The 22257-nt window shown below is 68.6% G+C and carries 18 protein-coding genes and 1 pseudogene; 12 read left to right on the top strand and 7 right to left on the bottom strand.

The features are described 5' to 3' along the window. Window positions 1–53: 53 nt before the first annotated feature. Complete coding sequence (locus PKE99_RS23590; protein ID WP_197040760.1) at window positions 54–704, bottom strand: thermonuclease family protein; 651 nt, start codon at window positions 702–704, stop codon at window positions 54–56. Window positions 705–1176: 472 nt separating this feature from the next. Here PKE99_RS23590 and PKE99_RS23585 point away from each other — a divergent pair, with 472 nt between their 5' ends. Genes PKE99_RS23585 through PKE99_RS23570 form a run of 4 tightly spaced genes read left to right on the top strand, consistent with a single transcriptional unit; the run spans window position 1177 to window position 7738 of the window. Then, window positions 1177–3972 carry a type I restriction endonuclease subunit R gene (locus PKE99_RS23585; protein ID WP_197040761.1) on the top strand — a complete coding sequence of 932 codons (2796 nt, stop codon included), beginning with the start codon at window positions 1177–1179 and terminating at the stop codon, window positions 3970–3972. Then, complete coding sequence (locus tag PKE99_RS23580) at window positions 3969–5324, top strand: restriction endonuclease subunit S (RefSeq protein WP_081924517.1); 1356 nt, start codon at window positions 3969–3971, stop codon at window positions 5322–5324. The genes PKE99_RS23585 and PKE99_RS23580 overlap by 4 nt, the downstream gene beginning before the upstream one ends. After that, window positions 5321–6217 (top strand): GIY-YIG nuclease family protein, encoded by an 897-nt coding sequence (locus tag PKE99_RS23575; protein ID WP_037049753.1) that lies wholly within the window; start codon window positions 5321–5323, stop codon window positions 6215–6217. The genes PKE99_RS23580 and PKE99_RS23575 overlap by 4 nt, the downstream gene beginning before the upstream one ends. A 33-nt stretch (window positions 6218–6250) precedes the next feature. After that, window positions 6251–7738: a class I SAM-dependent DNA methyltransferase gene (locus PKE99_RS23570; protein WP_037049755.1), complete on the top strand. Its 1488-nt coding sequence runs from the start codon at window positions 6251–6253 to the stop codon at window positions 7736–7738. Here PKE99_RS23570 and PKE99_RS23565 read toward each other — a convergent pair. Then, the gene (locus tag PKE99_RS23565; protein ID WP_081924518.1) at window positions 7717–8634 is read right to left on the bottom strand and encodes an ATP-dependent DNA ligase; all 918 of its coding nucleotides are present in this window, start codon (window positions 8632–8634) and stop codon (window positions 7717–7719) included. The genes PKE99_RS23570 and PKE99_RS23565 overlap by 22 nt on opposite strands. Between PKE99_RS23565 and PKE99_RS23560 the strand changes: the two genes are divergently transcribed. Continuing rightward, window positions 8589–9776, top strand: coding sequence for an IS110 family RNA-guided transposase (locus tag PKE99_RS23560; RefSeq protein WP_269323086.1), 1188 nt, complete (start codon window positions 8589–8591; stop codon window positions 9774–9776). The genes PKE99_RS23565 and PKE99_RS23560 overlap by 46 nt on opposite strands. A 223-nt stretch (window positions 9777–9999) precedes the next feature. On the opposite strand, the gene PKE99_RS23555 is transcribed toward PKE99_RS23560, so the two are convergent. Together PKE99_RS23555 and PKE99_RS23550 are read right to left on the bottom strand one after the other, a co-directional pair. Then, window positions 10000–10326 (bottom strand): ATP-dependent DNA ligase, encoded by a 327-nt coding sequence (locus tag PKE99_RS23555; protein WP_156068112.1) that lies wholly within the window; start codon window positions 10324–10326, stop codon window positions 10000–10002. Window positions 10327–10519: 193 nt separating this feature from the next. After that, window positions 10520–11020, bottom strand: coding sequence for an Rv3235 family protein (locus PKE99_RS23550; protein ID WP_156068113.1), 501 nt, complete (start codon window positions 11018–11020; stop codon window positions 10520–10522). 631 nt (window positions 11021–11651) lie between these two features. Between PKE99_RS23550 and PKE99_RS23545 the strand changes: the two genes are divergently transcribed. Together PKE99_RS23545 and PKE99_RS23540 are read left to right on the top strand one after the other, a co-directional pair. Then, window positions 11652–11918, top strand: a complete 267-nt coding sequence (locus PKE99_RS23545) for a hypothetical protein (RefSeq protein ID WP_037054546.1) — start codon at window positions 11652–11654, stop codon at window positions 11916–11918. Window positions 11919–11922: 4 nt separating this feature from the next. Further along, a complete protein-coding gene (locus tag PKE99_RS23540; RefSeq protein WP_037054548.1) occupies window positions 11923–12108 on the top strand; it encodes a hypothetical protein in 186 nt (61 codons plus the stop codon). A gap of 774 nt (window positions 12109–12882) precedes the next feature. Here the strand turns inward: PKE99_RS23540 and PKE99_RS23535 are convergent. Continuing rightward, window positions 12883–13272: a L,D-transpeptidase gene (locus tag PKE99_RS23535; RefSeq protein WP_306470752.1), complete on the bottom strand. Its 390-nt coding sequence runs from the start codon at window positions 13270–13272 to the stop codon at window positions 12883–12885. A 375-nt stretch (window positions 13273–13647) separates the two neighbouring features. Between PKE99_RS23535 and PKE99_RS23530 the strand changes: the two genes are divergently transcribed. Continuing rightward, the gene (locus PKE99_RS23530; RefSeq protein WP_037054549.1) at window positions 13648–14028 is read left to right on the top strand and encodes an ArsR/SmtB family transcription factor; all 381 of its coding nucleotides are present in this window, start codon (window positions 13648–13650) and stop codon (window positions 14026–14028) included. Then, window positions 14021–16246, top strand: a complete 2226-nt coding sequence (locus PKE99_RS23525; protein WP_081924781.1) for a heavy metal translocating P-type ATPase — start codon at window positions 14021–14023, stop codon at window positions 16244–16246. Before PKE99_RS23530 ends, PKE99_RS23525 begins: the two co-directional genes overlap by 8 nt. Before the next feature lie 216 nt (window positions 16247–16462). Here PKE99_RS23525 and PKE99_RS23520 read toward each other — a convergent pair whose 3' ends face one another. Further along, a complete protein-coding gene (locus PKE99_RS23520) occupies window positions 16463–17302 on the bottom strand; it encodes a DUF4142 domain-containing protein (protein ID WP_051738389.1) in 840 nt (279 codons plus the stop codon). Between the two features lie 959 nt (window positions 17303–18261). Between PKE99_RS23520 and PKE99_RS23515 the strand changes: the two genes are divergently transcribed. The 3 genes and pseudogenes from PKE99_RS23515 to ctaE all read left to right on the top strand — a co-directional run bounded on the left by PKE99_RS23515 (window position 18262) and on the right by ctaE (window position 20614). Beyond that, the gene (locus tag PKE99_RS23515; RefSeq protein WP_156068114.1) at window positions 18262–18486 is read left to right on the top strand and encodes a hypothetical protein; all 225 of its coding nucleotides are present in this window, start codon (window positions 18262–18264) and stop codon (window positions 18484–18486) included. A gap of 598 nt (window positions 18487–19084) precedes the next feature. Then, window positions 19085–19723: pseudogene (locus tag PKE99_RS39045) on the top strand (chitosanase); the annotation flags it as partial. 291 nt (window positions 19724–20014) lie between these two features. Further along, on the top strand, window positions 20015–20614 hold the full coding sequence (ctaE, locus tag PKE99_RS23510) for an aa3-type cytochrome oxidase subunit III (protein ID WP_037054552.1): 600 nt from the start codon (window positions 20015–20017) through the stop codon (window positions 20612–20614). Between the two features lie 17 nt (window positions 20615–20631). Here the strand turns inward: ctaE and PKE99_RS23505 are convergent, their stop codons facing one another. After that, entirely contained in the window at window positions 20632–22062 is a 1431-nt protein-coding gene (locus PKE99_RS23505) for a sensor histidine kinase (protein ID WP_037054554.1), read from the bottom strand. Window positions 22063–22257: the final 195 nt, after the last annotated feature.

Raw genomic sequence — 22257 nt, 5'->3', positions numbered from 1 at the left:
GGGTCCTGTGTAGCCCGGGTCGGGGTCGCTCTTGTCGCCGTCCCGCGGCGCGGTCACATCATCGTCATCGTCAGGGCGTGGACTGACATCGCGGTAGCGTTCTGATGCCTGCCGGTTCGGCGGTCGTTGTCGGAGTAGTCGGAGGTGCTGGTGTCCGGCCGCGGCGACACCACGCGTATGCAGGTCGAGCCGTAGATGCCCAGCCTTGCGGCCCTCGCCGCCTCGTAGGCGCTCTGGAGCTCGACGGTGTAGACGGGATCTCCGGCGTACGCCGGGAACCGTCGTACGAGCCCCTGCTGCATCATCTCGTGCGCGAGGTCCTTGGTCGAACCAGCGCTCTCGCCGTAGCGCACATACCTGAGCGGCCGTCCGATCCTATCCACCGCGTTCCGGCCGTCTGTGTAGACGTGGACGACCTGGTCGGTGAGCTCGCGACGCACAAACGAGGCAGCGTCCGCACCGCCGCACTCGTCGACTTCGGGTGCGTCAATGCCGATCAGCTGGATCTGGCTACCGTCCTCGAGCTCAACGGTGTCGCCGTCAACGATGCGCGTGACGACGACCGCCTCGCCGCCTGGCTGACAGGTCGACCGTGCGGAGTAGGTAGGCGGGGCCTCAGAACACTTCTCGGGAAAAGACCGGCGTTCACCCTCGGCCTCCGGCAGACAAGCGACCGCAAGAACGCCGAGCACGAGAAGGAACACGACCAGGCACCCCGCAGCGCCGGACACATTCCGAGAGCCGGAGCCGGCCTGCGCCTTCGGTGGCGGCACAGCGGTCGCAGCCACCTGCCCCTCCCTCTGACGATCGGGCACTGCCCGCGTCGTCCGGGCCGATCGTCTACTTCAGGAGACGACTGACGGCACCGCTGGTTGGCGGCCAATCGGAGTAGGTCAGTGGCGATCGATACGACGGCACGTCCTCCCACAGCACTGACTGCCGTGGCCTCCGGGGCTGAGCGTGCCGCTTGTGCAGCGGGTGGGCGTCCATCAGCGCTCCCCTGGCCCGCGCCGCACTGAGCTGAGCGCCCGCTAACCGGCACCGCTTCGACCCCGACCGACGGGCAACAGCCGACGGGTAGCGGGCCAGGTCGTCAAGAGTAGGGGCCAGCATCCACATACGACCACAATCGTGATCTCGCCCTAGGTCACTAGAGGTAACGGGGGGACCACGGATGTGGAATTCTCGTTCGTGATGATCCCTAAGGATGAGGGTGGCCGGCTCGCAGCCGAGCAGCGTGCACGCGTGCTCATCGACCGTCAGCTCACAGCAGCGGGATGGGCGGTGCAGGACAAGAAGAACCTGAGCCTGTACGCCTCGCAGGGCGTCGCTGTGCGCGAGATCGTCATGAAGGCCGGCCACGGGCGAGTCGACTACTTGCTCTACGTCGACAAGAAGGCCGTCGGCGTCATCGAGGCGAAGCCCGAGGGCACGACGCTGAGCGGGGTCGAGTGGCAGTCGAGCATGTACGCCGACGGGCTCCCGGCCGACGTCCAGCTCAGGGCTATCCTGCGCGACGGTCGCCTGCCCTTCGTGTTCGAGGCGTCTGGCTCGGAGACACACTTCACCAACGGATTCGATCCCGACCCTCGTGCCCGCCGCCTCTTCAACTTCCCCAAGCCGGCCACGCTGGCCCGCATTCTCCGCGAAGCCGATGCGGACTCAGAGCACTCGACCTGGCGAGCGAAGGTCCGCCAGCTGCCCGCGCTCGACGAGGCCCCGCTGCGGCCCGCGCAGATCAAGGCCATCAAGGGTGTAGAGAACAGCCTCGCCGAGCAGCGCTTCAGTCGAAGCCTCATCCAGATGGCCACCGGCGCCGGCAAGACCTACACCGCGGTGACCCTGTCATATCGGCTGCTCAAGTGGGGCGGCTTCGGCAGGATCCTCTTCCTGGTCGACCGCAACAACCTCGCCGACCAGACGCTGGCCGAATTCCAGAACTACCGCACGCCCGGCGAGAACCGCAGGTTCACCGAGCTGTACAACGTGGACAAGGTCCGCCGAGCCGGGATGGCCGCTTCGACGAAGGTCGCCGTCTCCACCATCCAGCGCGTGTTCATGGCGCTGCGCGGCGAGGACGTCGCAGACGCCGACGACCAGAACATCGACACCTACGTCCCCGACAAACCCGTCGACGTGGGCTACAACCCCGAACTGCCGCCCGAGGCCTTCGACCTGATCATCGTCGACGAGGCGCACCGCTCCATCTACGGAGTGTGGCGCCGCGTGCTGGAGTACTTCGACGCCCACATCGTCGGTCTCACTGCCACGCCCGGCAAGCAGACCTTCGGCTTCTTCCAGCAGAACCTCGTCTCCGAGTACACCTACCCCGAGTCCGTCGCCGACGGCGTCAACGTCGACTTCGACCTCTACCGCATCCGCACCCAGATCACCGAGCAGGGCTCCACCATCGAGGCCGGCACGATCGTGCCCAAGGTCGACCGCCGCACCCGCAAGCAACGCCTGGAAGCTCTCGACGACGACCTCGACTACACCAACACCCAGCTCGACCGCGCCGTCACCAGCAAGAGCCAGATCCGGACCGTCCTCGAGACGTTCCGCGACAAGCTGTTCATCGAGATCTTCCCCGGCCGCTCCAGCGTCCCCAAGACGCTGATCTTCGCCAAGGACGACGCGCACGCCGAAGAGATTGTCACGACAGTGCGAGAAGTTTTCGGCAAGGGCAACGACTTCGCCGCGAAGATCACCTACAGCGCCACCAAACCCAAGGAACAACTCCAGACATTTCGCACCTCGCCTACGCTGCGCATCGCCGTCACCGTCGACATGATCGCGACAGGTACGGACGTCCGTCCGCTGGAGTGCGTCTTCTTCATGCGCGACGTCCGCTCCGCCCAGTACTTCGAGCAGATGAAGGGCCGTGGCGCGCGCACCATCTCCCCCGCGGACTTCCAGAGCGTCACCCCCGACGCCGACGTGAAAACCCGATTCGTGCTCGTCGACGCCATCGGAGTCACCGAGCACCCGTTCGTCCAGCCCCCGCTCAACCGCGAGAAGACCGTCCCGCTCAAGAAGCTGCTCGACAAGGCCGCCAACCTCACCCTCACTGAGAACGACGCCGCCACGCTCGCGTCCCGGCTCGCGAAGCTGGAGCTCGAGCTGACCCCGGCCGAGCGAGCCGAGCTCGACGACGTCGCCGGGACTCCCATCAAGGACGTCGTCCGCGGGCTCGTCGAGGCCGTCAACCCCGACCGCCAGGCGCAGGCAACCGAGCGCGCTGCTGACCCGGCGGCAGCGATCCGCGAGCTCATCGAGAAGGCCGTTGAGCCCGTCGCCGCCAACCCGGAACTGCGCAACCGCATCATCGAGCTACGCCGCACCCACGACCGCGTCGTCGACGAGATCAGCGTCGACACCCTCATCGACGCGCACGGCGTCGTCGACACCGACCGCGCCCGAACGACCATCGAGTCCTGGAAGGCCTTCCTCGACGAGCACCGCGACGAGATCACTGCGATCCAGCTCCTGGGCGAGGCCCGCGACCGCCGCATCAACTACGCCGACCTGCAGGAACTCGCGGACCGCATCGCCCGCCCGCCCCGCAACTGGACGCCCGACCTCATCTGGAACGCCTACCTCGCCATCGACGTCACCCACCGGCAGGCCGCCGGCCCACAGGTACGCACCCGGCTATCCCTCACCGACCTCGTCTCCCTGCTGCGCTACACCCTCGGCTCCGACGACCAGCTCGTCCCCTACGCCAACCGCGTCAAGGAGAAGTACGTAGGCTGGCTCGCCCAACAAGAACAAGCAGGCGTGCGCTTCACCGACACCGAGAGGTGGTGGCTAGACCGCATGGTCTCCGTCATCGCCTCCTCTGCCGGCATCACACCAGACGACCTCGAAGAGGCGCCCTTCACCGAACGCGGCGGCATCGACGGTGCCCTCCGCGACCTCGGCGATCGCGCAGCTGACTTGATCGACGACTTGAACGAGGAACTGACCGCGTGACCGACCTCCCAGCAACTTGGCGTTACGCACCGCTCGCAGAGATTGCGGCAGTTCAGGGCGGAATCCAGAAGCAGCCGAAACGAGCACCGAGGTCAAACCGCTATCCGTTTCTTCGAGTCGCTAATGTCACGGCAGCTGGGCTTGATCTCCGCACGGTGCACGAGATCGAGCTCTTCGGCGAGGACGAACTTGATCGGCTTCGCCTCCACCCGGGGGACTTGCTGGTAGTCGAAGGAAATGGAAGTCCAGCGCAGATCGGCCGCGCCGCGGTCTGGGACGGGTCGATCAAAGATTGTGTCCACCAGAACCATTTGATTCGGGTTCGCCCAGGACCGGCCCTGTTACCAGAGTATCTTGGCCTGATTTGGAATTCTCCTACTATTCGCCAGAATCTAACAGAAGTGGCGAGCTCCACTAGCGGACTCCACACGCTTAGCGTCGCGAAACTCAAGAAGATCGCCCTCCCATTACCCACGCTGGAAGAGCAGCGGCGGATCGTTGTCGTTCTCGAAGGCCACCTCTCCCGTCTTGATGCAGCGGCAGCAACGTTGGCAGTTGCCGCCCAGCGCCTGCATCGTCTACAGGAGCGCCTGGTGCTGGATGCAATTACAGGATCCAGTCACGACAGCGAGCGATCGGAGTGCCAGCTCGCCGGCGTCGGCTCGAACGATGGCAACCTCCCAGACCTTCCGATGGGGTGGACATGGTCTCGTCTCGGCGATGTCGCTGATGTCGTCGGTGGAGTCACGAAGGACGCTAAGAAACAGGCGGACCCCGGCTTTATTGAGGTTCCCTATCTTCGCGTTGCTAACGTCCAACGGGGCCGACTCGATCTGAGCGACGTCGCCCGCATCCGTGTGAGCCCCTCCAAGGCTGAGGCGCTGTCCCTTCGGCCAGGTGACGTCCTACTCAATGAGGGCGGCGATCGTGACAAGCTCGCGCGCGGGTGGGTGTGGGAGGGCCAGATCGAGCACTGTATCCACCAGAACCATGTCTTCCGCGCACGCGTTCGTAACCCGCGACTCGACCCCTACTTCCTGTCTTGGACGACCAACACAATCGGTGGCCGTTGGGCCGAGCGAAACGGGAAACAGAGCGTCAACCTTGCTTCAATCAGCCTGTCGATGATCAGGCGCATGCCGGTGATCGTTCCGGCATCCGGACATGCGTCAGTTGCTATCGCGCGCCTCCGCGACGAACTGGACTCGATGGCTCGCCTTCGCGAGGAGATCGCTCGAGCCGAGACGCAGAACAAGGCGCTGCGCCGCGCCGTGCTAGCCGCGGCCTTCACGGGTGCATTGTCTTGTCGAACCGGTGAGGTACCGGTATCCGATGAATCGGTCGTCGCGTGAGCGGAAAGCAGATCAAGTTATTCCTGGTGGAGGGCACGCCGGGTGGCCTGACAACAGCCGAGATTCCCAACTGGACTGGGCACGTCGTCACCGCGTCCCGCTCCGATATCGCGAAGCTCTTGTCTCGCGACGAGGCTGAGCGCACCGGCGTCTACTTCCTGCTCGGTAGCAGCGAACTGGGAGAAACGCGCTGCTACATCGGCGAAGCCGACGTCGTCCGAGACCGACTCAAGCAGCATGTCAAGGGTAAGGACTTCTGGGACCGTGTCGTCGTTGTTACGTCAAAGGACGCGAATATCACTAAGGCTCACGGTCGTTACCTGGAGGCCCGACTGATCGCGCTCGTCAAGCAGGCCGGCCGTGTGACCGTCGAGAACAGCCAGGCGCCGGATGTGCCGAAGCTGCCGGAGGCCGACGTCTCGGACATGAACGAGTTCGTAGCCCAGCTGCAGATCGTGCTGCCCGTGCTGGGGATCAACGCGATTCGCGTCAAGCCCTCCCCGAAAGCGCCCGCCGAGCCGCAGGAATCCCCCGTCTTCCGGCTGCTCAACGCGAAGCTGGGAGTTGACGCGCAGGCACAGCAGGTCGACGGCGAGTTCACAGTGCTGGCGGGCTCGAAGATCGTCGCGGTATTCCCACCGGGAAGCCCGAAGCACTCGGCCAGCACGGCGAAGCAGCATGCGGCGAGACACGCCGAGTTCGAACGGCTGCTCGCCGACGGATCCATCGTTGTCGAGGACGGGAACGGCCGAGTCGCTCGGGACATCGTCTTCACCTCGCCGTCAGCGGCCGGATCGGTTCTGCAGGGACGTGCCTCGTGCAACGGGCGGATCGAGTGGGTCGCCAGCGACGGCAAGACCTTCGGCGCCTGGGAGAAGCGCGGTGTCGACTGAGCCGACGGACAGCCGGGTGCGAGACTGCCGGACATGCCCGTGGACTCCCGCCGTCTGGTCGACAAGATCTGGTCGTATTGCCATGTCCTGCGCGACGACGGCGTCGGAGTCATCGAGTACACCGAGCAGCTGACCTACCTGCTGTTCCTCAAGATGGCGCACGAGCGGGCGACCCGGAAGCTCAAGCCGCAGCAGATCGTCCCTGAGAAGTACTCGTGGCAGCGGCTGCTTGACGCCGAGGGCACAGACCTCGAAGTCACCTATACGGAGATTCTGGTTGGGCTGGCGGAGCAGCCGGGCACACTCGGCACGATCTTCCGCAAGGCACAGAACCGCGTGCAGGACCCCGCCAAGCTCAAGCGCCTGATCGTCGACCTGATCGACAAGGAGAACTGGTCGGCCTCCGGGACCGACCTCAAGGGCGACGCCTACGAGCAGCTGCTCGCCAAGGGCGCCTCCGACAAGGGCTCAGGCGCGGGGCAGTACTTCACCCCGCGAGACCTGATCGCCGGGATCGTCGACGTCATCCAGCCCACGGCCGACGACACCGTCGTCGACCCAGCCTGCGGCACAGGCGGGTTCCTCCTCGTCGCCCACGAACGAGCAGCAGAGGGCTCCGAGCAGTTCACCCCGGTACAGCGACTGAGGCTGCGCGACGAGTTCGCCACCGGCTACGAGCTCGTCGACGGCACCGCCCGGCTCGCTGCAATGAACCTGCTACTGCACGGCATCGGGACGCCCGACGGCGACTCGCTGATCGACGTCCGTGACGCTCTCATCGCAGACCCCGGACGCCGCTGGTCCGTCGTCCTGTCGAACCCGCCGTTCGGGCGCAAGTCCTCGCTCACCATGATCGGCTCCGACGGGCGCGAGGTTCGCGAGGACAGAGAGATCGAGCGCCAGGACTTCGTGGTCACGACCTCGAACAAGCAGCTCAACTTCCTGCAGCACATCATGACGATTCTCGATATCAACGGCCGCGCGGCCGTCGTACTACCCGACAATGTGCTGTTCGAAGGCGGTGCCGGCGAGACCCTCCGCCGCAAGCTGCTGGCCGACTTCGACCTGCACACGATGCTGCGGCTCCCGACCGGCGTGTTCTACGCCCAGGGCGTGAAGGCCAACGTGCTGTTCTTCGAAAAGAAGCCAGCCTCCGAGCAGCCCTGGACCCAGCGCCTCTGGGTGTACGACCTGCGCACCAACCAGCACTTCACGCTCAAGCAGAACCCGCTGCGCCGCCACCACCTCGACGAGTTCGTCGACGCGTACCTTCCAGGCAAGCCCCGCGACGAGCGCACCGAATCCGAGCGGTGGAAGTCCTTCACCTACGACGAGCTCGTCAGCCGCGATAACGCAAACCTCGACATCACGTGGCTACGCGACGAGTCGCTCGAAGACACCGACAACCTCCCCGCGCCCGCAGTCATCGCCCGGGAGATCGTCGAGGACCTGACCTCCGCTCTCGCCGAGTTCGAGGCCGTCGCCGCTGCGCTCGAGGGTCAAGTGAACGGCGAACTGTAGGTATCGCCTGCCCTTGAGATCGTGTCAAGGCGCTCAGAGCGGTAGCCCGTGAGCGCTTTGGGGTCGCCGACCTCCTGGACTGCGAGCACGTCCGGATCCAGCGCGGCGGAAGCCTGCATTACCTCCTCGGGACGCAGGTCCAGCCGTGAACGCATGAACCGCACGGGATGACGCCAGCGGCCGTACTCGAAGGCGGCGTCGACCTCGAGCTCGACCACCACCTCAGGTGCCACCTGCACGTACGCGACCGGTTCGCTCGGGCGCTGCCCGAATCGGGCCGACGGGATCACCTCCGGCCACGGATGTCCACCGGCCGGCGCGGTCAGCACACCTCGCAGCTGCGCGCGGGCGGCGGGGGACAGCGGCGTCGTGCGGCCGGCGACTCGCAGCCGGCCGTGCGCACCGAACCGGCCGACCACCAGCGCGTCGGGCTCGGCGAGGGTGCCGAGCACTCCCCCGACGACCGCCTCGGCGCTCAGCCGCGTCTTGACCTTCCGCCATCCCCGGGCACCGGCGCGGTAGGGCTGGTCGACCCGCTTGGCCACCACGCCCTCGATGCCCGACGCGGTGTGCTCCCGCATCCACAAGCGTCCGACCGCCGGGTCGGCGGAGGTGGGCATGAGCACCAGCCCGTGCGGCAAGCGTGCGCCGAGCAGCTCCTCCAGGCGCCGGTGCCGCTCCGCCCACGGCAGCGGGCGCAGGTCCGTGCCCTGGCGCGCCAGCAGGTCGAACACGACATAGGCGGCCGGCGTGGCCGCGGCGAGCCGACCGGCGCCGGCAGTCGAGGGCTGCAGGCGTTCCTGCAGGGCTGCGAAGTCGAGCCGGCCCTGCTGCCACACCACTAGACCGTATGGGGGCCGGCGCCTCGCTCGTAAGTTGGCGCGGGTCACCGTCACGACCGGTGGCGGTGCCGCATTTACGGGAGGCGCCGGTGCTGTCGGAGCGTACGTGTGTTGGCCTGGATGTCCACGCCCGTTCGGTGGTCGCGTGCGCGATCGACGAGCGGGCCGGGGAGATCTGGACGTTGCGGTTGTCGCCGAAGACCCCGCAGATCGTGGACTGGATCAAGGGGTTGCCGGGGCCGGTGGCGGTCAGCTACGAGGCCGGACCGACCGGGTTCGGGCTGGCCAGAGCCCTGACCGAGGCCGGGATCCGGTGCGAGGTGGTGGCCCCGTCCAAGCTCGAGCGTCCGCCCGGGGACAAGGTCAAGACCGATCGGCGCGATGCCGAGCGGCTGGCGAGGCTGTTGCGGATCGGGGAGCTGCCCGGGATCCGGGTGCCGACCGAGGCTGAGGAGGCCGCGCGGGATCTGGTGCGGGCCCGCGAGGATGCCCGCGGGGATCTGATGCGGGCCCGGCACCGGCTGTCCAAGCTGCTGTTGCGCCACGGGCTGGTCTGGGACGACAGCGCCTGGACCGGCGCCCATGACGCGTGGCTGCGCTCGTTGCGGTTCGACCGCATCGGGGTCCGGCTGGCCTTCGACGAGGCCTACGAGGCGGTGCTGGTCACCCAGGCCCGCCGCGATCGGCTCGACCGGGCGATCGAGGTCATGGCCGCCGAGCCGGCGTTCGCCCCGGTCGTGGGCCGGTTGTGCTGCCTGCGCGGGGTGGCCACGTTGACCGGGTTCGGGCTGGCCGTGGAGATCGGCGACTGGGGCCGGTTCACCGGCTCCACGATCGGCGCCTACCTCGGGCTGGTCCCGTCGGAGACCTCGACCGGGACGCGGCGGGCCCAGGGCGCGATCACCAAGACCGGGAACAGCCACGCCCGCCGGCTGCTAATCGAGTCGGCCTGGCATCACCGCAAGCGCTATCGGCCCAGCCGCGAGCTGCTCCGCCGCCGAGCTCACCAACCGCCGGCGGTCTGGGCCCGGGCCGACCAGGGCAACCGGCGGCTGCACCAGCGATGGGCCCGCCTCGATGCCCGCCAGAAACGGTCCACGGTCAGCGTGGTCGCCGTGGCCCGCGAACTCGCCGGCTGGTGCTGGAGCCTGGCCGTGCTCGACAACCCGGACCACGCGGCCACCCGGCCGGCCTGAACTCGCCCGGTCCCCCGGAACACCGGTGAGGGCCGGTGGCAACAGGCAGTGCGAGGAACGATCCGCGGCTGAGCTATGAGCAGCCGCCGCAGCATGATCGCGGCGGCGACGCTCGACCCTAGAGACGCGGCCGTTCCCGACGAACACCCGGTCATGCGGTAACCAACCCGCGCATATCAGCCTGACCGCGCGTCGACCGCGACAGCCTCTCCGCCACCGGTCCTCACCGGCCCCGAAAGCTCGCATGAGCAGCCACGATGCTGCCGCATCGCGGCCAAAAACCCCTGCCCACTTGACAACAGGAGCCCCATATCAGCTCACCGTCGAGCACCACGTCCTCGCCGAGCTCGGCTACCGCCGCGACGATCTCCGGGAAGTACCGGGTCAACGACCGCAGCTGCCGACTCTGCAACCGCACCCTGCCACTGGCCGCATGGGCGAGGCAGCGGAAGCCGTCGAACTTCGGCTCGTAGACCCACTTCGCCCCGACCGGCAGCTCCCCCGTACTCACCGCCGCCATCGGCGGCAGCGGGTACGGCACGGGGCTCACGACGGGCACGATAAGCAGATCACCGAGGGTCCCGATCGGCGGACGAACGGTAACTCCGAGCCGGGAGGCGTCGGGCAGGTGGGCGCGGCGCGACGGCTCCGCCCGGCGCGCCGCGGCCAACCAACACAGCGCGCCAGCTCGACTGAAACGGCCCGAAGGGCCGGGCGAGAAGCTCTCGCCCGGCCCGGCCGGGTCACAGGATCCTGATCGTCGAGCACACCCACCGGTCCAGGCCGAGGAGCGTGAACGACGCGGCCAGCGCCCGGCGTCGTCCCCGGAGGCGGACCGATCCGGCGACCTCCACCGCGCCCTCGTGTGGCTGGGACGGGTGGAAGCTGAGCAGTCGGGCCCCGCCGCGTAGCCCGCAGGGCTCGACCGGGACCGCCCGCAGGTAGCGCAGCACCCGCGGGGCGACCAGGTCGGTGAGCTGCTTGACCGGGCGGCGCTGGTCGAGCACCTCCACCACCATCGCCACCGTCCGCTGCGCCTGCCCGATCGCGACGCGGTCGAGCACGACGTCGGTGACCGGGTCACCGGACGGGAGCTCGGCCGGGGCGCGGTGCCCGCAGGTGGGGCACGGGTCGAGGAAGTCCTCGCCGTCGAACACCACCGTGCGGACCGGGCGCAAGCCGAGCACCCGCCGAAGCATGTTCTCGTCCTGGGGCGTCTCCTGGTGGTCGAGGGTCTGGGACATGGCGGCCTCCAAGAAGGGTCGGCAACCAGCCCGAACAGCAGGTTTGTGGTTGTGGTGGGCTGGCTGCGGGGCGCGGTGCGAAGCGCCCGCCCTTGCTCCTCCGCGCCCGACTCCGCCCGGCGAGGCTCACGCTCCAGGGCAGCCCGCAGGGCTGTCGGCGTCAGCCGATGCGCCAGCACCCTGGAACGTGAGACCGGGCGGAGTAAGCGGCCCACCACCAACCAACACAGCCCGGCCGACAGGCCGGACCGAAATCTCCGAAGATGGTCACAGCTCGGAGCCCTCTCAGGTGTCCCTACAGGACCCGTACGGGCGACACTGTAACCCGAGCTTGATCTGTTGATCGTGCGCAGAGATACGCCGTGACTCGGCCCCGCCCGCAATCTCGACGGCCGACCTGTCCGAACGAATGACGATGCTCGCGAAGGCGGAGGGGCCGCCACCCTCGGTCGAGTGTGCCGCCTGGCGCACGAGTACCTGTCGACCTCGTCATTGGCGATCGCTGGCAGCGTGTGGCGACGCTGGCGACTACGCTTGGCGAGCCGCGCTTCTCCCGCGGTCGACCACCGGTCGGGATCGGACGTCCATCAGATGTCTGGCGCCGGCCGCCGCGACCATCAGGGGATCCGACGTGCGAGAACGCGATCTCTTCGCCCGGCTGCGGGCCGACCGTGAGCTGATCGACCAGGCCGCCGCCCGGCTTCGCCATCTCGCTGTCCAGGACGAGTACCGCGGCCAGCGCTACCCGGAGCACGCCTATGGCCTCGCGTCGATCCTCGACACCATCTCCCTCGGCCTCACCGACATACCGGACTCGATCCGCACGGCCGCGGTCCGCACCGCCAGGGTGCTCCTCGACACCGACCCGCACCACGGCGACGGCGACGGCGTTGAGTGATCACGTGAGCGACGAGCCGAACCAGCCCGAGGCCCCGACCGTCCGCGACCGCCTGCTCGGCGCCGGCGTCTCACCCGAGCGACTAGCGATGCACCACGAGGCGCGGCGCGTCCTGCTCGACGGCGCGATCGTCGGAGACCTCGATCAGCCGGCGCCGCCCGGCACCCGGCTGACCTTCGCCGGCGCCTGACGCCCAGAAAGCGCTCCCTCCTCTGCGATCTCCTGTACCAGGTCCTGGCCTTGCAGGGAGCTCGCCGGTTGCAACCGCTGGCGACGGGCATGGGCGAGCCCGGCCCTGGCCCTGACCTCCGGGACGCGATGCTGCTTCTCCACGCTCGGCGTTGACCCGCAACAGCGGCCGCAGCTGAATAAAGCCCGGCGTACGAGGACATGCCGGACGATCACGGTATCCGGCGTGATGGCCCGGGAAGCCCTGGATCAACGGCGCCGCTGCAGGCGACTGTCATATGAGGCGTTCTCGGCGCGTCTACGCCCAAGGTATGGACATCGAGTCTGCACCCGCCGACCGCGACCTGCGGCGGTCGAACCCCAAGTTGTCCGGCTCACCCCCGCCCGAGTCCGGCCCCCGGCGCCGAGCGTGCGGCGGTGAACTGCCAGTATGTGAATTGCTGGTCTACTATAGACAGTGAATATGCAGCAGATTCAAGAGCTCCAGACAGGGGACAATGTCATCAGCGTTGGAGGTCGTTGCAACCTGGGTCGGGCTGAGGGGGTGCCGGTCGCATTGATCGCCCGCGTTGGTCAGCACGCGGAGCTCCTGAGTAGCCCCGCTGCGATCGCCGTGGCCCCAGGGGCTCGGCCCGCCTCATCCAAGCACCATTTTGGACGCCGCGAGCAAACTACTTCGGGCCGTACCCGCATCCTCCGAACTCGTAGGCCCACGGCGGTCACCTGAGAGGGCAATACGACCTGCACGCGCGCCCTTTCGGGCTCTTCTGCCGAGTCAGGAGGCCTGCCGGGCCGCCCGCTCCTCCGATGCCTTTACGACCTGCACCTGGTCACCGATCTGCAGGTCGTTGAACCACGCCTCGGCATCGGCAGGCTCGAGGTGGATGCAGCCGGCCGAGTCGCGGTCCGGACTTCCGCCGTGGAAGGCGATCCCGCCGTCGGCGAAGAACACCGACCAGGGCATCGGGGCCGGGTCGCCGTTGGGCAGCCGGGACTCCTGGCTGACGTGGTCCTTGTCCTTGCGATAGACCCGCAGGGAGTGACCGATCGGGGTCTCCTCGCCCTCTCCCCCAGAGGAGATCCGCGCCGGCCCACGCACGACCTGGCCGTCCCGGATCAGCCACGCCTGCTGCGCTTCCAGGTCCACGCACGACCTGGCCGACACCGAGCACGGGGTACCCGGCACCGGCGGTTCGGCGTGCGTGGCCTGGGCCGCCGGGGACTCTGCCGAAGCCTGTCCCGCCACGACCGCACTGGCGGCCACAACGATCGCCAGCCCGACGCCGAACCGGGCCCTGACTCCGAACCGCACCACGTTCACCCACATCTCGCTTCGACGGCAATCAGGGACGTCGGAGTTCCTGCCGCCGGGAAGTCCGCCGTCCCGCAGGAGCAACGCGCAGATGGCCCTGCCGGTACTGGGCCGGACGGGTCACGTGCTGCCGCTCAACTGTGGCTCAGCATCACGCTGCGTGGCCACTGTCCGTCTGTCCGACAGAGGACCGGACATCTATGTATCAACGAGCGTTAGTATGTCGATGTGGCCGAGCCCGATACCTGTGCCCTGTTGTGCCTGGACCTGCCGCACGCCGAGCGGATCCGTCAGGAGGTGCCGCAGCTGCGGGCCGTCGAGCCGTCCGCCGACGCCGCTCGAGCGCTCGGCGACCCGACCCGGCTGCGGATCGCCGCGGCGTTGCTCGCCGGCGAAGAACTGTGCGTGTGTGACGTCGGCTGGATCGTCGGGCAGGCCCAAGGCCTGGTGTCGCACCACCTGCGGCAGCTCAAGGTCACCGGCCTGGTCGAGTCACGCCGGCAGGGACGCCTGGTGATGTACCGGCTGACCGACCGAGGACGGGTACTGGTCGAGGTCGTGCTCGGGGACCGCGCACCAGAGAGCGGGAAGGAGCAGGTCCATGGCTGACGCGTGCTGCGGGCCGGACCCCGGCCCGGCCGGCCGAACCTTAGCCGAGTCGGTCGATACGGCCGACGACCGGGCACGGCTGTGGCAGGTACGCGAGCTGCAGCTGGCCCTTGTCGCGGCGCTGGTATTGGGAGCCGGCTGGCTCCTGGGCCGGGCCGGCATTGCCGCCCCGGCAGTGATCGGCGTCGAGGCGCTGGCCGCGGTCGTGGCGGCGTCGACGTTCGTGCCCGGCGTGCTGCGCAACCTGCGGCGCGGCCGGATCGGTGTCGGCACCCTGATGACGATCGCGGCGATCGGCGCGGTCGCGCTCGGGCAGGTCGCCGAAGCGGCGCTGCTGGGCATCTTGTTCTCGATCGCCGAGGGTCTCGAGCACTACGCGGTCATGCGGACCCGACGCGGGCTGCGCGCCCTGCTGGGACTGGTGCCGCCTACCGCCGCGGTCCTGCGCGAAGGCACGGAGCGCCAACTCGCCCCCGACCAACTGGTCCTCGGCGACGTGATGGTGCTCCGGCCCGGCGAGCGGGCCGCGACCGACGGGGTCATCCGCTCCGGACGCACCAGCCTCGACGTCTCGGCCATCACCGGTGAGTCGGTCCCGGTCGAGGTCGGGCCGGGTGACCGGGTCTACGCGGGCGCGATCAACGGCGGTTCGGTTCGGATGAGCGCGATCGAGGTCGAGGTCGCCGCGCTCGCCGCCGACAGTTCATTGGCCCGGATCGTGCACATCGTCGAGGAGGCGCAGGAACGCAAGGGCGCCGGCCAGCGGCTGGCCGACCGCATCGCCCGGCCGCTCGTCCCCGCGATCATGGTGCTGGCGGCGCTGGTCGCCGGCATCGGGGCGCTGGTCGGCGACCCGCTGCTGTGGCTGGAACGGGCGCTGGTGGTGCTGGTCGCGGCGTCGCCGTGCGCGTTGGCGATCTCGGTTCCGCTGTCGGTGGTCGCGGCCATCGGGGCGTCGAGCAGGCACGGGGCGCTGGTCAAGGGCGGCGCCGCGCTGGAGGAGCTCGGGCGGATCCGGGCCGTCGCCCTGGACAAGACCGGCACGCTGACCCGAAACGAACCGCAGGTCGTCGGCATCGTCCCGGCCACAGGCGTGGCCGAGGCCACCGTGGTGGCCTGCGCCGCCGCGCTCGAAGCACGCAGTGAGCACCCGCTGGCCGCGGCCATCCTCGCCGCCGCCGGTGAATCGGCCCGCGCGGCCGACGACGTCGTCACGGTCGCCGGGCACGGCCTGACCGGCACGCTCGACGGCGAAACGGTGCGGCTGGGCAAGCCGGGCTGGGTGCCCGCGGGCGAGCTGACCGGCGAGGTGCTGCGCTGGCAGGGCGAGGGCGCCACCGTCGTGCTGGTCGAGCGGGCCGGGCGGCTGCTCGGGGCGATCGCGGTGCGCGATGAGCTGCGCCCCGAAGCGACCGAGGCCGTCACGCTGCTGCGCGACCTCGGCGTCCGGGTCGCCATGCTGACCGGGGACAACCGCCGCACCGCCGATGCTCTGGGCGCGGGGGCGGGGATCGACACCGTTCACGCCGAACTGCTGCCCGAGGACAAGGCCCGCCTCCTACCGCAGATCGCCGACGGGCGGCGGATCGCGATGGTGGGCGACGGGGTGAACGACGCCCCCGCCCTCGCGACCGCCGACGTGGGCATCGCCATGGGGGCGATGGGCACCGACGTCGCGATCGAGACCGCGGACGTGGCGCTCATGGGGGAGGACCTGCGCCACCTGCCGCAACTGATCGGGCACGCCCGCCGCGCCCGCGCGATAATGCTGCAAAACATCGGGCTCTCCCTGGCGATCATCACCGTTCTGGTCCCGCTCGCCGCCGCCGGCGTCCTCGGGCTGGCGACGGTCGTGTTCGTCCACGAGCTCGCCGAGGTACTGGTCATCCTCAACGCCGTACGGGCATCCCGGATCCGCCTGCTGCCAGGCCTTGCCGCCGCACCGACCGGGGACGGCCGGCACCATGTCACCGTCGCCCCCGCTCCGGTCACGGGGGATCCCTGCTGCGCCGCGGCGGCGTCCCACTCCTCGCAGCGCACCGCGGATCGGCCCTCGACGGTCGGCGATCGGGGCGTGCCACTGCCCCTGATCGACGCCACCCACGCCGCCCCAGCCAGCAGCACCTCGGCCAGCAGCGCGTCAAGTAGCGGTGGCGACGAATGTTCCTGTTGTCAACCGCAAGCTCAACTGAGCAGCAAGGAGCCCCATCAGGCCTGAACTGAAGCTTCGAGCGGGTGAAGATGATCGCGCGGACGCATCGGCCATTGATTCGGGACCGGACCCGGGACGTAGCGGCTGCGGCAGACGTTGCGGGAGCTCTTCCCGCCTAATCGCTCTCGTCGCCGCATGGCTCGAGTTTCACTGACCTCGACGTGCTGGAACTGCTCGAGCGGGCACTTGACCCGACCGGGTGGCGCAGATCAGTCGGGAACCTCAAGCAGGCCCGCCGCCGCGACGTCGGCCAGAAGAGTCTCGCCGCGGGGCGGGGATGGTGAGGACCGGTGCCGAGTGCAGGGCCGCGAGCTGGCTGCCGGTGGCCGGGGTCGCGGCGGTCGGCGCCTTCTTCTTCCCGCGGCGCAGGGTGACCAGCAGGCCGATCGCGGCCGCGGCGCAGGCGACGAAGACAATGGCCGGGACGATCATGTCCGCGGGCGACGTGGCGCCGCTGAGCAGGCCGGGCGAGGGTGCCTCGGGCAGGGCCGAGTAGTCGACAAGGCCGGTGGCCTCGAGCATCGCGATGTGCCCGGTCACGTACTGGAACGCGGTGTCGGCGAACTGCCGGACGAGCTCGTTGCGGCTGCTCACCCGCGCCTGGGTTATGAGCGGCAAGACGTTGCCGTGCGCCTGCCGGACGAGCTGGATGGCGGTTCTATCATAGTCCGCGCCAGTGCTCTGCATGATCTGGTTCATCCAGCCGATTTGCTGGTCCGTCGGCCGGCTGGGCAGTTGCACGCCCAGCTTGTCCGCGGCGTCGCGGTCGATCTGGTCCAACACGGTGTGCTGCTTAAGTAGGTGCTGACCGCTGGCGCGGACCTGCTGGTTGGTGGCCTGCTGGGCCATCTGCTGGCCGGTCGGGGCCTCCCACAGGCCGGCCTGGCGGACCTTGATCAGCAGGTCGCGGTCGGCGGGGCCGAGCGGACCCCACTGGGTCTGCTGCCAGCCGCCGGTGCCGGGTGCGCCGGACGTCCAGGACTGCAGGACGGACACCGTGACGGCGCCGAGGACGGCGACGAGCAGGGCCCAGCGCACGGAGCGCGGGATGCGGTGCAACATCGATGGACCTTTCGGGGAGCGGCCCGTGGGGAGCGGGTGCGTGCCGGCGCAAGGGGGCCTGTGGCCGGGTCGTGCGGGTGTGCTGGTGGTACGTACGGGCGTCCCGCCGGGCGGGCGGCACCGGACGGCGGGGTGTCGAGATCAGGCCATGTCGACCTGCTCGGTGTGGTTGGGTCGTCGGCGATGCCCATAACGGTCAGCGCGCCATGCACGTCGGCGACACCTGAGGGGCGAACCAATGAGGTGGTAGCCGTTGCCCGTCCTCGCGTCGAGGGTGTGCAGCGCGACGGTCAGCAGCGCGACGTCGATCTCACCGGGGCCGCGCGGGTCCTTTGCCGGATGCGGCGCAGGACCTCGATGACGTCCAGTTCGAGGTGGCCGTGCAGCACCGCCGCATGGAGGTCAGCACGTGCGCCAGCGCGGGCTAGCAAGCACCATCAGCAGTGCCGTCACCCATGTCGTGCGGGCGCCACCGCCGGAGCGCCGAGACTGTTGCCTTGTCCACGGTGAGGACGGTAGGCAAGGCTCGGTCGGAGGGGTTCGGAAGCTTAAGGGCCCGCCGGGGGACGGCGCCCGGCACGGGCCCGACGGTCGACGACGGCGGGAAAATGATCCGAACGCCCCCACAATTGCTCCGATCGCCGAGCAACCCTTTCAGGATCGGGCCGCGACTACGCCGGGAGGTCGCCGACCGGCCACAGCTCGCGGGCATCTTCCTCGCCGAAGAACGCTCAGCGGGGACACAGGGTAGCGCCGCTACCATGCTCTCTGTGCCGCGTCCGTCCATCCCGCCTCCGCGTCTCGCGGCGTCTCGGACGACTACTGGCACCGTCCTGACTGGCGCGGTCACGGCGCTCCTCGCCCTGACCGCAGTCGTCGTACTCGTTCTGGCCGGCGGAGGGAGCGGCCGCTGGGACGGAGTGGCTGGTACACCGTTGGTAGGCGGCTCGGCGGCACCCGTGCTGCTGCAGGCGTCGCACGGCAGCTCGAATCACTCCCCGCAGATCTGCCAACCTCCCGAGCAGTCGGCCCTGGCGCCGCAACAACTCGACAACACGACCTCCGCTCCGCAGGCGCAGATCACGTCGCCACCGACGGCCAGCCCGCTCCGCGTCGAGTCTCTCATTTCGTCGATCGATGCAGAAGCCGGTTCGATCTACAAGCTCTGCGTGATCCGAAGGTAGACGCACTCACAGCAGCCAGCGTTCGCCAGATCGCCGGATAAGCGCGAAAGCTGACGGAGTGCGCGTCGCGCTCAACCCGTCGGCCGCACTTTGCGCAACCCACACTGGCGCCGCTCGCTGGGCGTAAGCGCCCCAGGCAGCCACCGCGCATGGCGATGAGGCCGAGTCGCGAGCACGTCATGCCGGATTCGCCACCGCTCCTGCTTGTCCACGACACGTCTCAACGCTCACATCCAACGGTAGGCCGCCAGCGCCGGGGCAGTCATCGTAGACCAGTTAACGTCGGCGACTCTCACCGAACTCGCGACGTGCGCACGGCCCCGGCAGCTCTCGCCGACTCAAGCGCTTTATCCCGATACGAGGTCACCGGCCCCCTCCGCGGGGCGGAACCGGGCCGCACCTTCCCGTGGTCCGGCGTCCGGCCCCGGCCGCTTAACCCCTCCAAGGAGCCCCACCTGATGACTCCAGCGTTGTACTCACCTGATCTTCGAGGTTCACAGAAGTGGCGCGTCGGTATACAGGCTTGCGCTGCGGAACCCACGGCGCGCCCTCACGCTCCGACCCCTCGCAATTCGACCCGGCACCTCAGGAATGTCTGATGACCGGTCGCTCACGAGCCGTGAAGTTAGCTGTGTCAGCCTCCGTTCTTGCAGTACTAGCGGTTGTCGTTCTCACCGCACGGGCGAACTCGACGAACCAGGACGGAGGAGGCGCCGGAACGAGTTCGAGCGTTAGCGAGCGACAAATCCTGGACAAGATTGTCAGCGTATTCGAGAACGGCGTAACCGACCTTCAGTATGATTACATTGAAGACCTGGGGGACGGCCGCGGCTACACCGCCGGTCGGGCCGGTTTCTGCTCGGCGTGTGGAGACATGTGCGACATCGTGCGCCGTTACACCGACCGCGTCCCTTCCAATGCCCTCGCACGCTACCTGCCCACTCTCTCAGCACTAGCCAGGGAGGGGTCGGACAACCTCACGCTACTCGACGGATTGCCCTCGGCCTGGCAAAGCGCAGCCATTGATCCGGTTTTTCGACAGGTCCAGGACAGTGTGGTCGATGACACCTACTACCAGCCTGCAATGGGCTTGGCCGCCCGCCAAGGCCTTAGTACCGCGGTTTCCCGGCTCATCATGTATGACACTGCGGTCCAGCACGGCGTCACAGGCGCAGACAGCCTCACCGCGATCACCGAGCAGGTCACGGCCCAGCTCGGCGGAAGCCCGGGTACCGGGATAGACGAGACGGTGGCTCGACGCGTTCCTCGAGCAGCGCCGTTCCGTCCTCGAGCAGCCCAGCACGCCAGAGACCCAGGCGGCGTGGTCTGCCTCGGTGGGTCGCGTGGACGCCCTCGACAGCCTGCTCGACCAGGGCAATACGGCACTCCAGACCCCGCTTCAGATCAATCCATGGGGCTCGACGGTTGAGATCGCCTGATCCCCCACTGCCGAAGCACGCTCTAATCCCACCTGCCGGGGCGCACTAACCGTCCGCCTCAGTTAGCACAGAAATGTGAGACGCTGTCCATGACTTCCAGCTCTGCCCAACTGAGCACCCGCATCCACTCGCTGAGCAGGCCAAATCTGGTCAGCGTAGGTACCATCGTGTGGCTGTCCAGTGAGCTGATGTTTTTCGCCGGCCTGTTTGCAATCTACTTCACCACCCGCGCGCAAACTGCTGGCGAGTGGCCGCCGCCGCCGACCGAGCTAAATGTGTCTTACGCGCTTGTGGTGACGTCGATCTTGGTCGCATCATCCTTCACGTGTCAATTCGGGGTCTTTGCAGCCGAGCGCGGCGACGTGTTCGGGCTGCGCCGATGGTACGTAGTCACGCTGCTCATGGGCGCAATCTTTGTCGCAGGCCAGAGTTATGAGTACTACCAGCTCGTCCAGGAAGGAACCACCATATCGTCGAGCGCCTACGGGACGGTCTTCTTCATGACGACCGGCTTCCATGGCCTCCACGTGATAGGCGGTCTCGTCGCCTTCACGTTGTTGCTCATCCGCACCAAACTCAGCAAATTCACCCCGGCTCAGGCGACCGCTGCGATTGTCGTTTCCTACTACTGGCACTTCGTGGACGTAGTATGGATCGGACTGTTCGCCGTCATCTACTTCATTCGGTAAACATCCAAATTTGCCAATCATAGGAAGATCGTGGCGGAAGCGCTGGACGCGTCAGCGGGGCTCCTCGGGAGGCGCAGCCGGAACAGCGCCCCACCGAGCGTCGAGTCGAGCACCTCGACGCTGCCGTGGTGCACCGCCACGATCTCCCGGACGATCGCGAGTCCGAGGCCCGCGCCGCCGTCCGACCGGGCTCGGGCCTCGTCGAGCCGCACGAACCGCTCGAAGACGCGGCCGCGGTCCTCGGGCGGGACGCCGGGGCCGTCGTCGGCGACGTCGACCACCGCGTCGGGTCCCTCGGCCCGCAGCGTGACCAGCACCCGCGAGTCGGCGTGCCGGCGCGCGTTGTCGACCAGGTTCCGCACCGCCCGGATCAGCTGCGCCCGGTCCCCGGAGACCCGGACGGGCTCGGCGCGGACCTCGGGGGCCACACCGCCGACGTCGGACGGGCGGCCGCGCTCGGCCTCCACGATCTCGTCGAGGTCGACGTCCTCGCGGCGCGGCTGCAGCCCGCGCTCGTCGGAGCGGGCGAGCAGGAGGAGCCCGTCGACCAGCCGGTCGAGGCGGCCCGCCTCACCGCGCAGGGTCCGGACGGTCGACGCGTCGGACTCGTCCACCGAGCCGGCCAGCAGCTCCAGGCCCGACGCGATCGTGGCGAGCGGGCTGCGCAGCTCGTGGCTGGCGTCGGCGACGAACCGCCGCTGGGTGGTCTGCGCGCTCTCCAGCCGGCCGAGCATCTGGTTCATCGTCTCGGCGAGGCGGCCGACCTCGTCGCGGGCCGGCGGGACGGGCACGCGCGTGCCGAGGTCCCGGTCGGACATGCTCGCCACCCGCGCGCGCATCGCCTCGACCGGGCGCAGGGCCCGTCCGGCGAAGAGATAGGTGAAGCCGCCGACCAGCACCACCAGCACCGGGATGCCGACCAGCACCATCGCCAGCACCGTATTGACGGCGCGGTGCAGGAAGTCCAGCGGCTGGGCGGCCAGCACGGTGAAGGGCTGGCCGGTCGGCGGGAACTCGAATCCCTTCGCGACGACCAAGACCTCGATTGAGGTGCCCTCATTCAGGGCTATCCAGGTGGAGCCTGCAACCTTGACGTCTTCTGGTGGGGCGAGAAGGTCGGACATCAAGGGGTACTCGGGCAGCGGGTCGGAAGAGCCAATGTTCTGGATATCCGGCGGGCGTTGCGGGTCGTTGTTGTAGTCGGTCACGACCTCGATCAGGTCGGACCGCTTGCCGGTGGCCTGGACGGCGTTGCGTTTGACGTCCTCGGTGTCGGCGAAGTTCGCCGCGACCCGCTCGCCGAGCTGGGTGGCCTGCTGCGTGGCGGCGTTAACCAGCTGCATCCGCAGCAGCGCGTTGAGCCCAAGCACCAGGATCACGCCCGCGACGACCAGCACGACCCCGACAGCCAGGGCGGCCGCGAGTGCCGAGGCTGTGCGAACCCCCAATCGCCGACGCCACCGACCCCACCGACCACCGCCGCGGCGCGGGGGCGCGCCACCAACGTGAGGCTGTGCGCGCTTCACCAGGTCAGATTAGGAACCTCTGAGCTTGGCCCCTGACGCCGGACACCTGCCCTGAGGCGGACGCCGTCCGCCGGGAAGGATGTCGTCCGTGCCCGCTCCTCACCCGCCGGAGTTCCG

It is taken from the genome of Pseudonocardia halophobica (assembly GCF_027922425.1).
In the GTDB taxonomy this organism is placed as follows: Bacteria; Actinomycetota; Actinomycetes; order Mycobacteriales; family Pseudonocardiaceae; genus Pseudonocardia; species Pseudonocardia halophobica.
The sequence above is the reverse complement of the archived record's forward strand: the minus strand, read 5'-3'. Positions and strand labels throughout refer to the sequence as shown.

Bases quoted from the DNA above. Each gene is read 5' to 3' on its own strand.
- PKE99_RS23525 (WP_081924781.1), top strand. From the start codon at position 14,021: ATGGCTGACGCGTGCTGCGGGCCGGACCCCGGCCCGGCCGGCCGAACC.
- PKE99_RS23560 (WP_269323086.1), top strand. From the start codon at position 8,589: ATGGGGGCCGGCGCCTCGCTCGTAAGTTGGCGCGGGTCACCGTCACGA.
- PKE99_RS23550 (WP_156068113.1), bottom strand. From the start codon at position 11,020: ATGTCCCAGACCCTCGACCACCAGGAGACGCCCCAGGACGAGAACATG.
- PKE99_RS23520 (WP_051738389.1), bottom strand. From the start codon at position 17,302: ATGTTGCACCGCATCCCGCGCTCCGTGCGCTGGGCCCTGCTCGTCGCC.
- ctaE (WP_037054552.1), top strand. From the start codon at position 20,015: ATGACTTCCAGCTCTGCCCAACTGAGCACCCGCATCCACTCGCTGAGC.
- PKE99_RS23570 (WP_037049755.1), top strand. From the start codon at position 6,251: ATGCCCGTGGACTCCCGCCGTCTGGTCGACAAGATCTGGTCGTATTGC.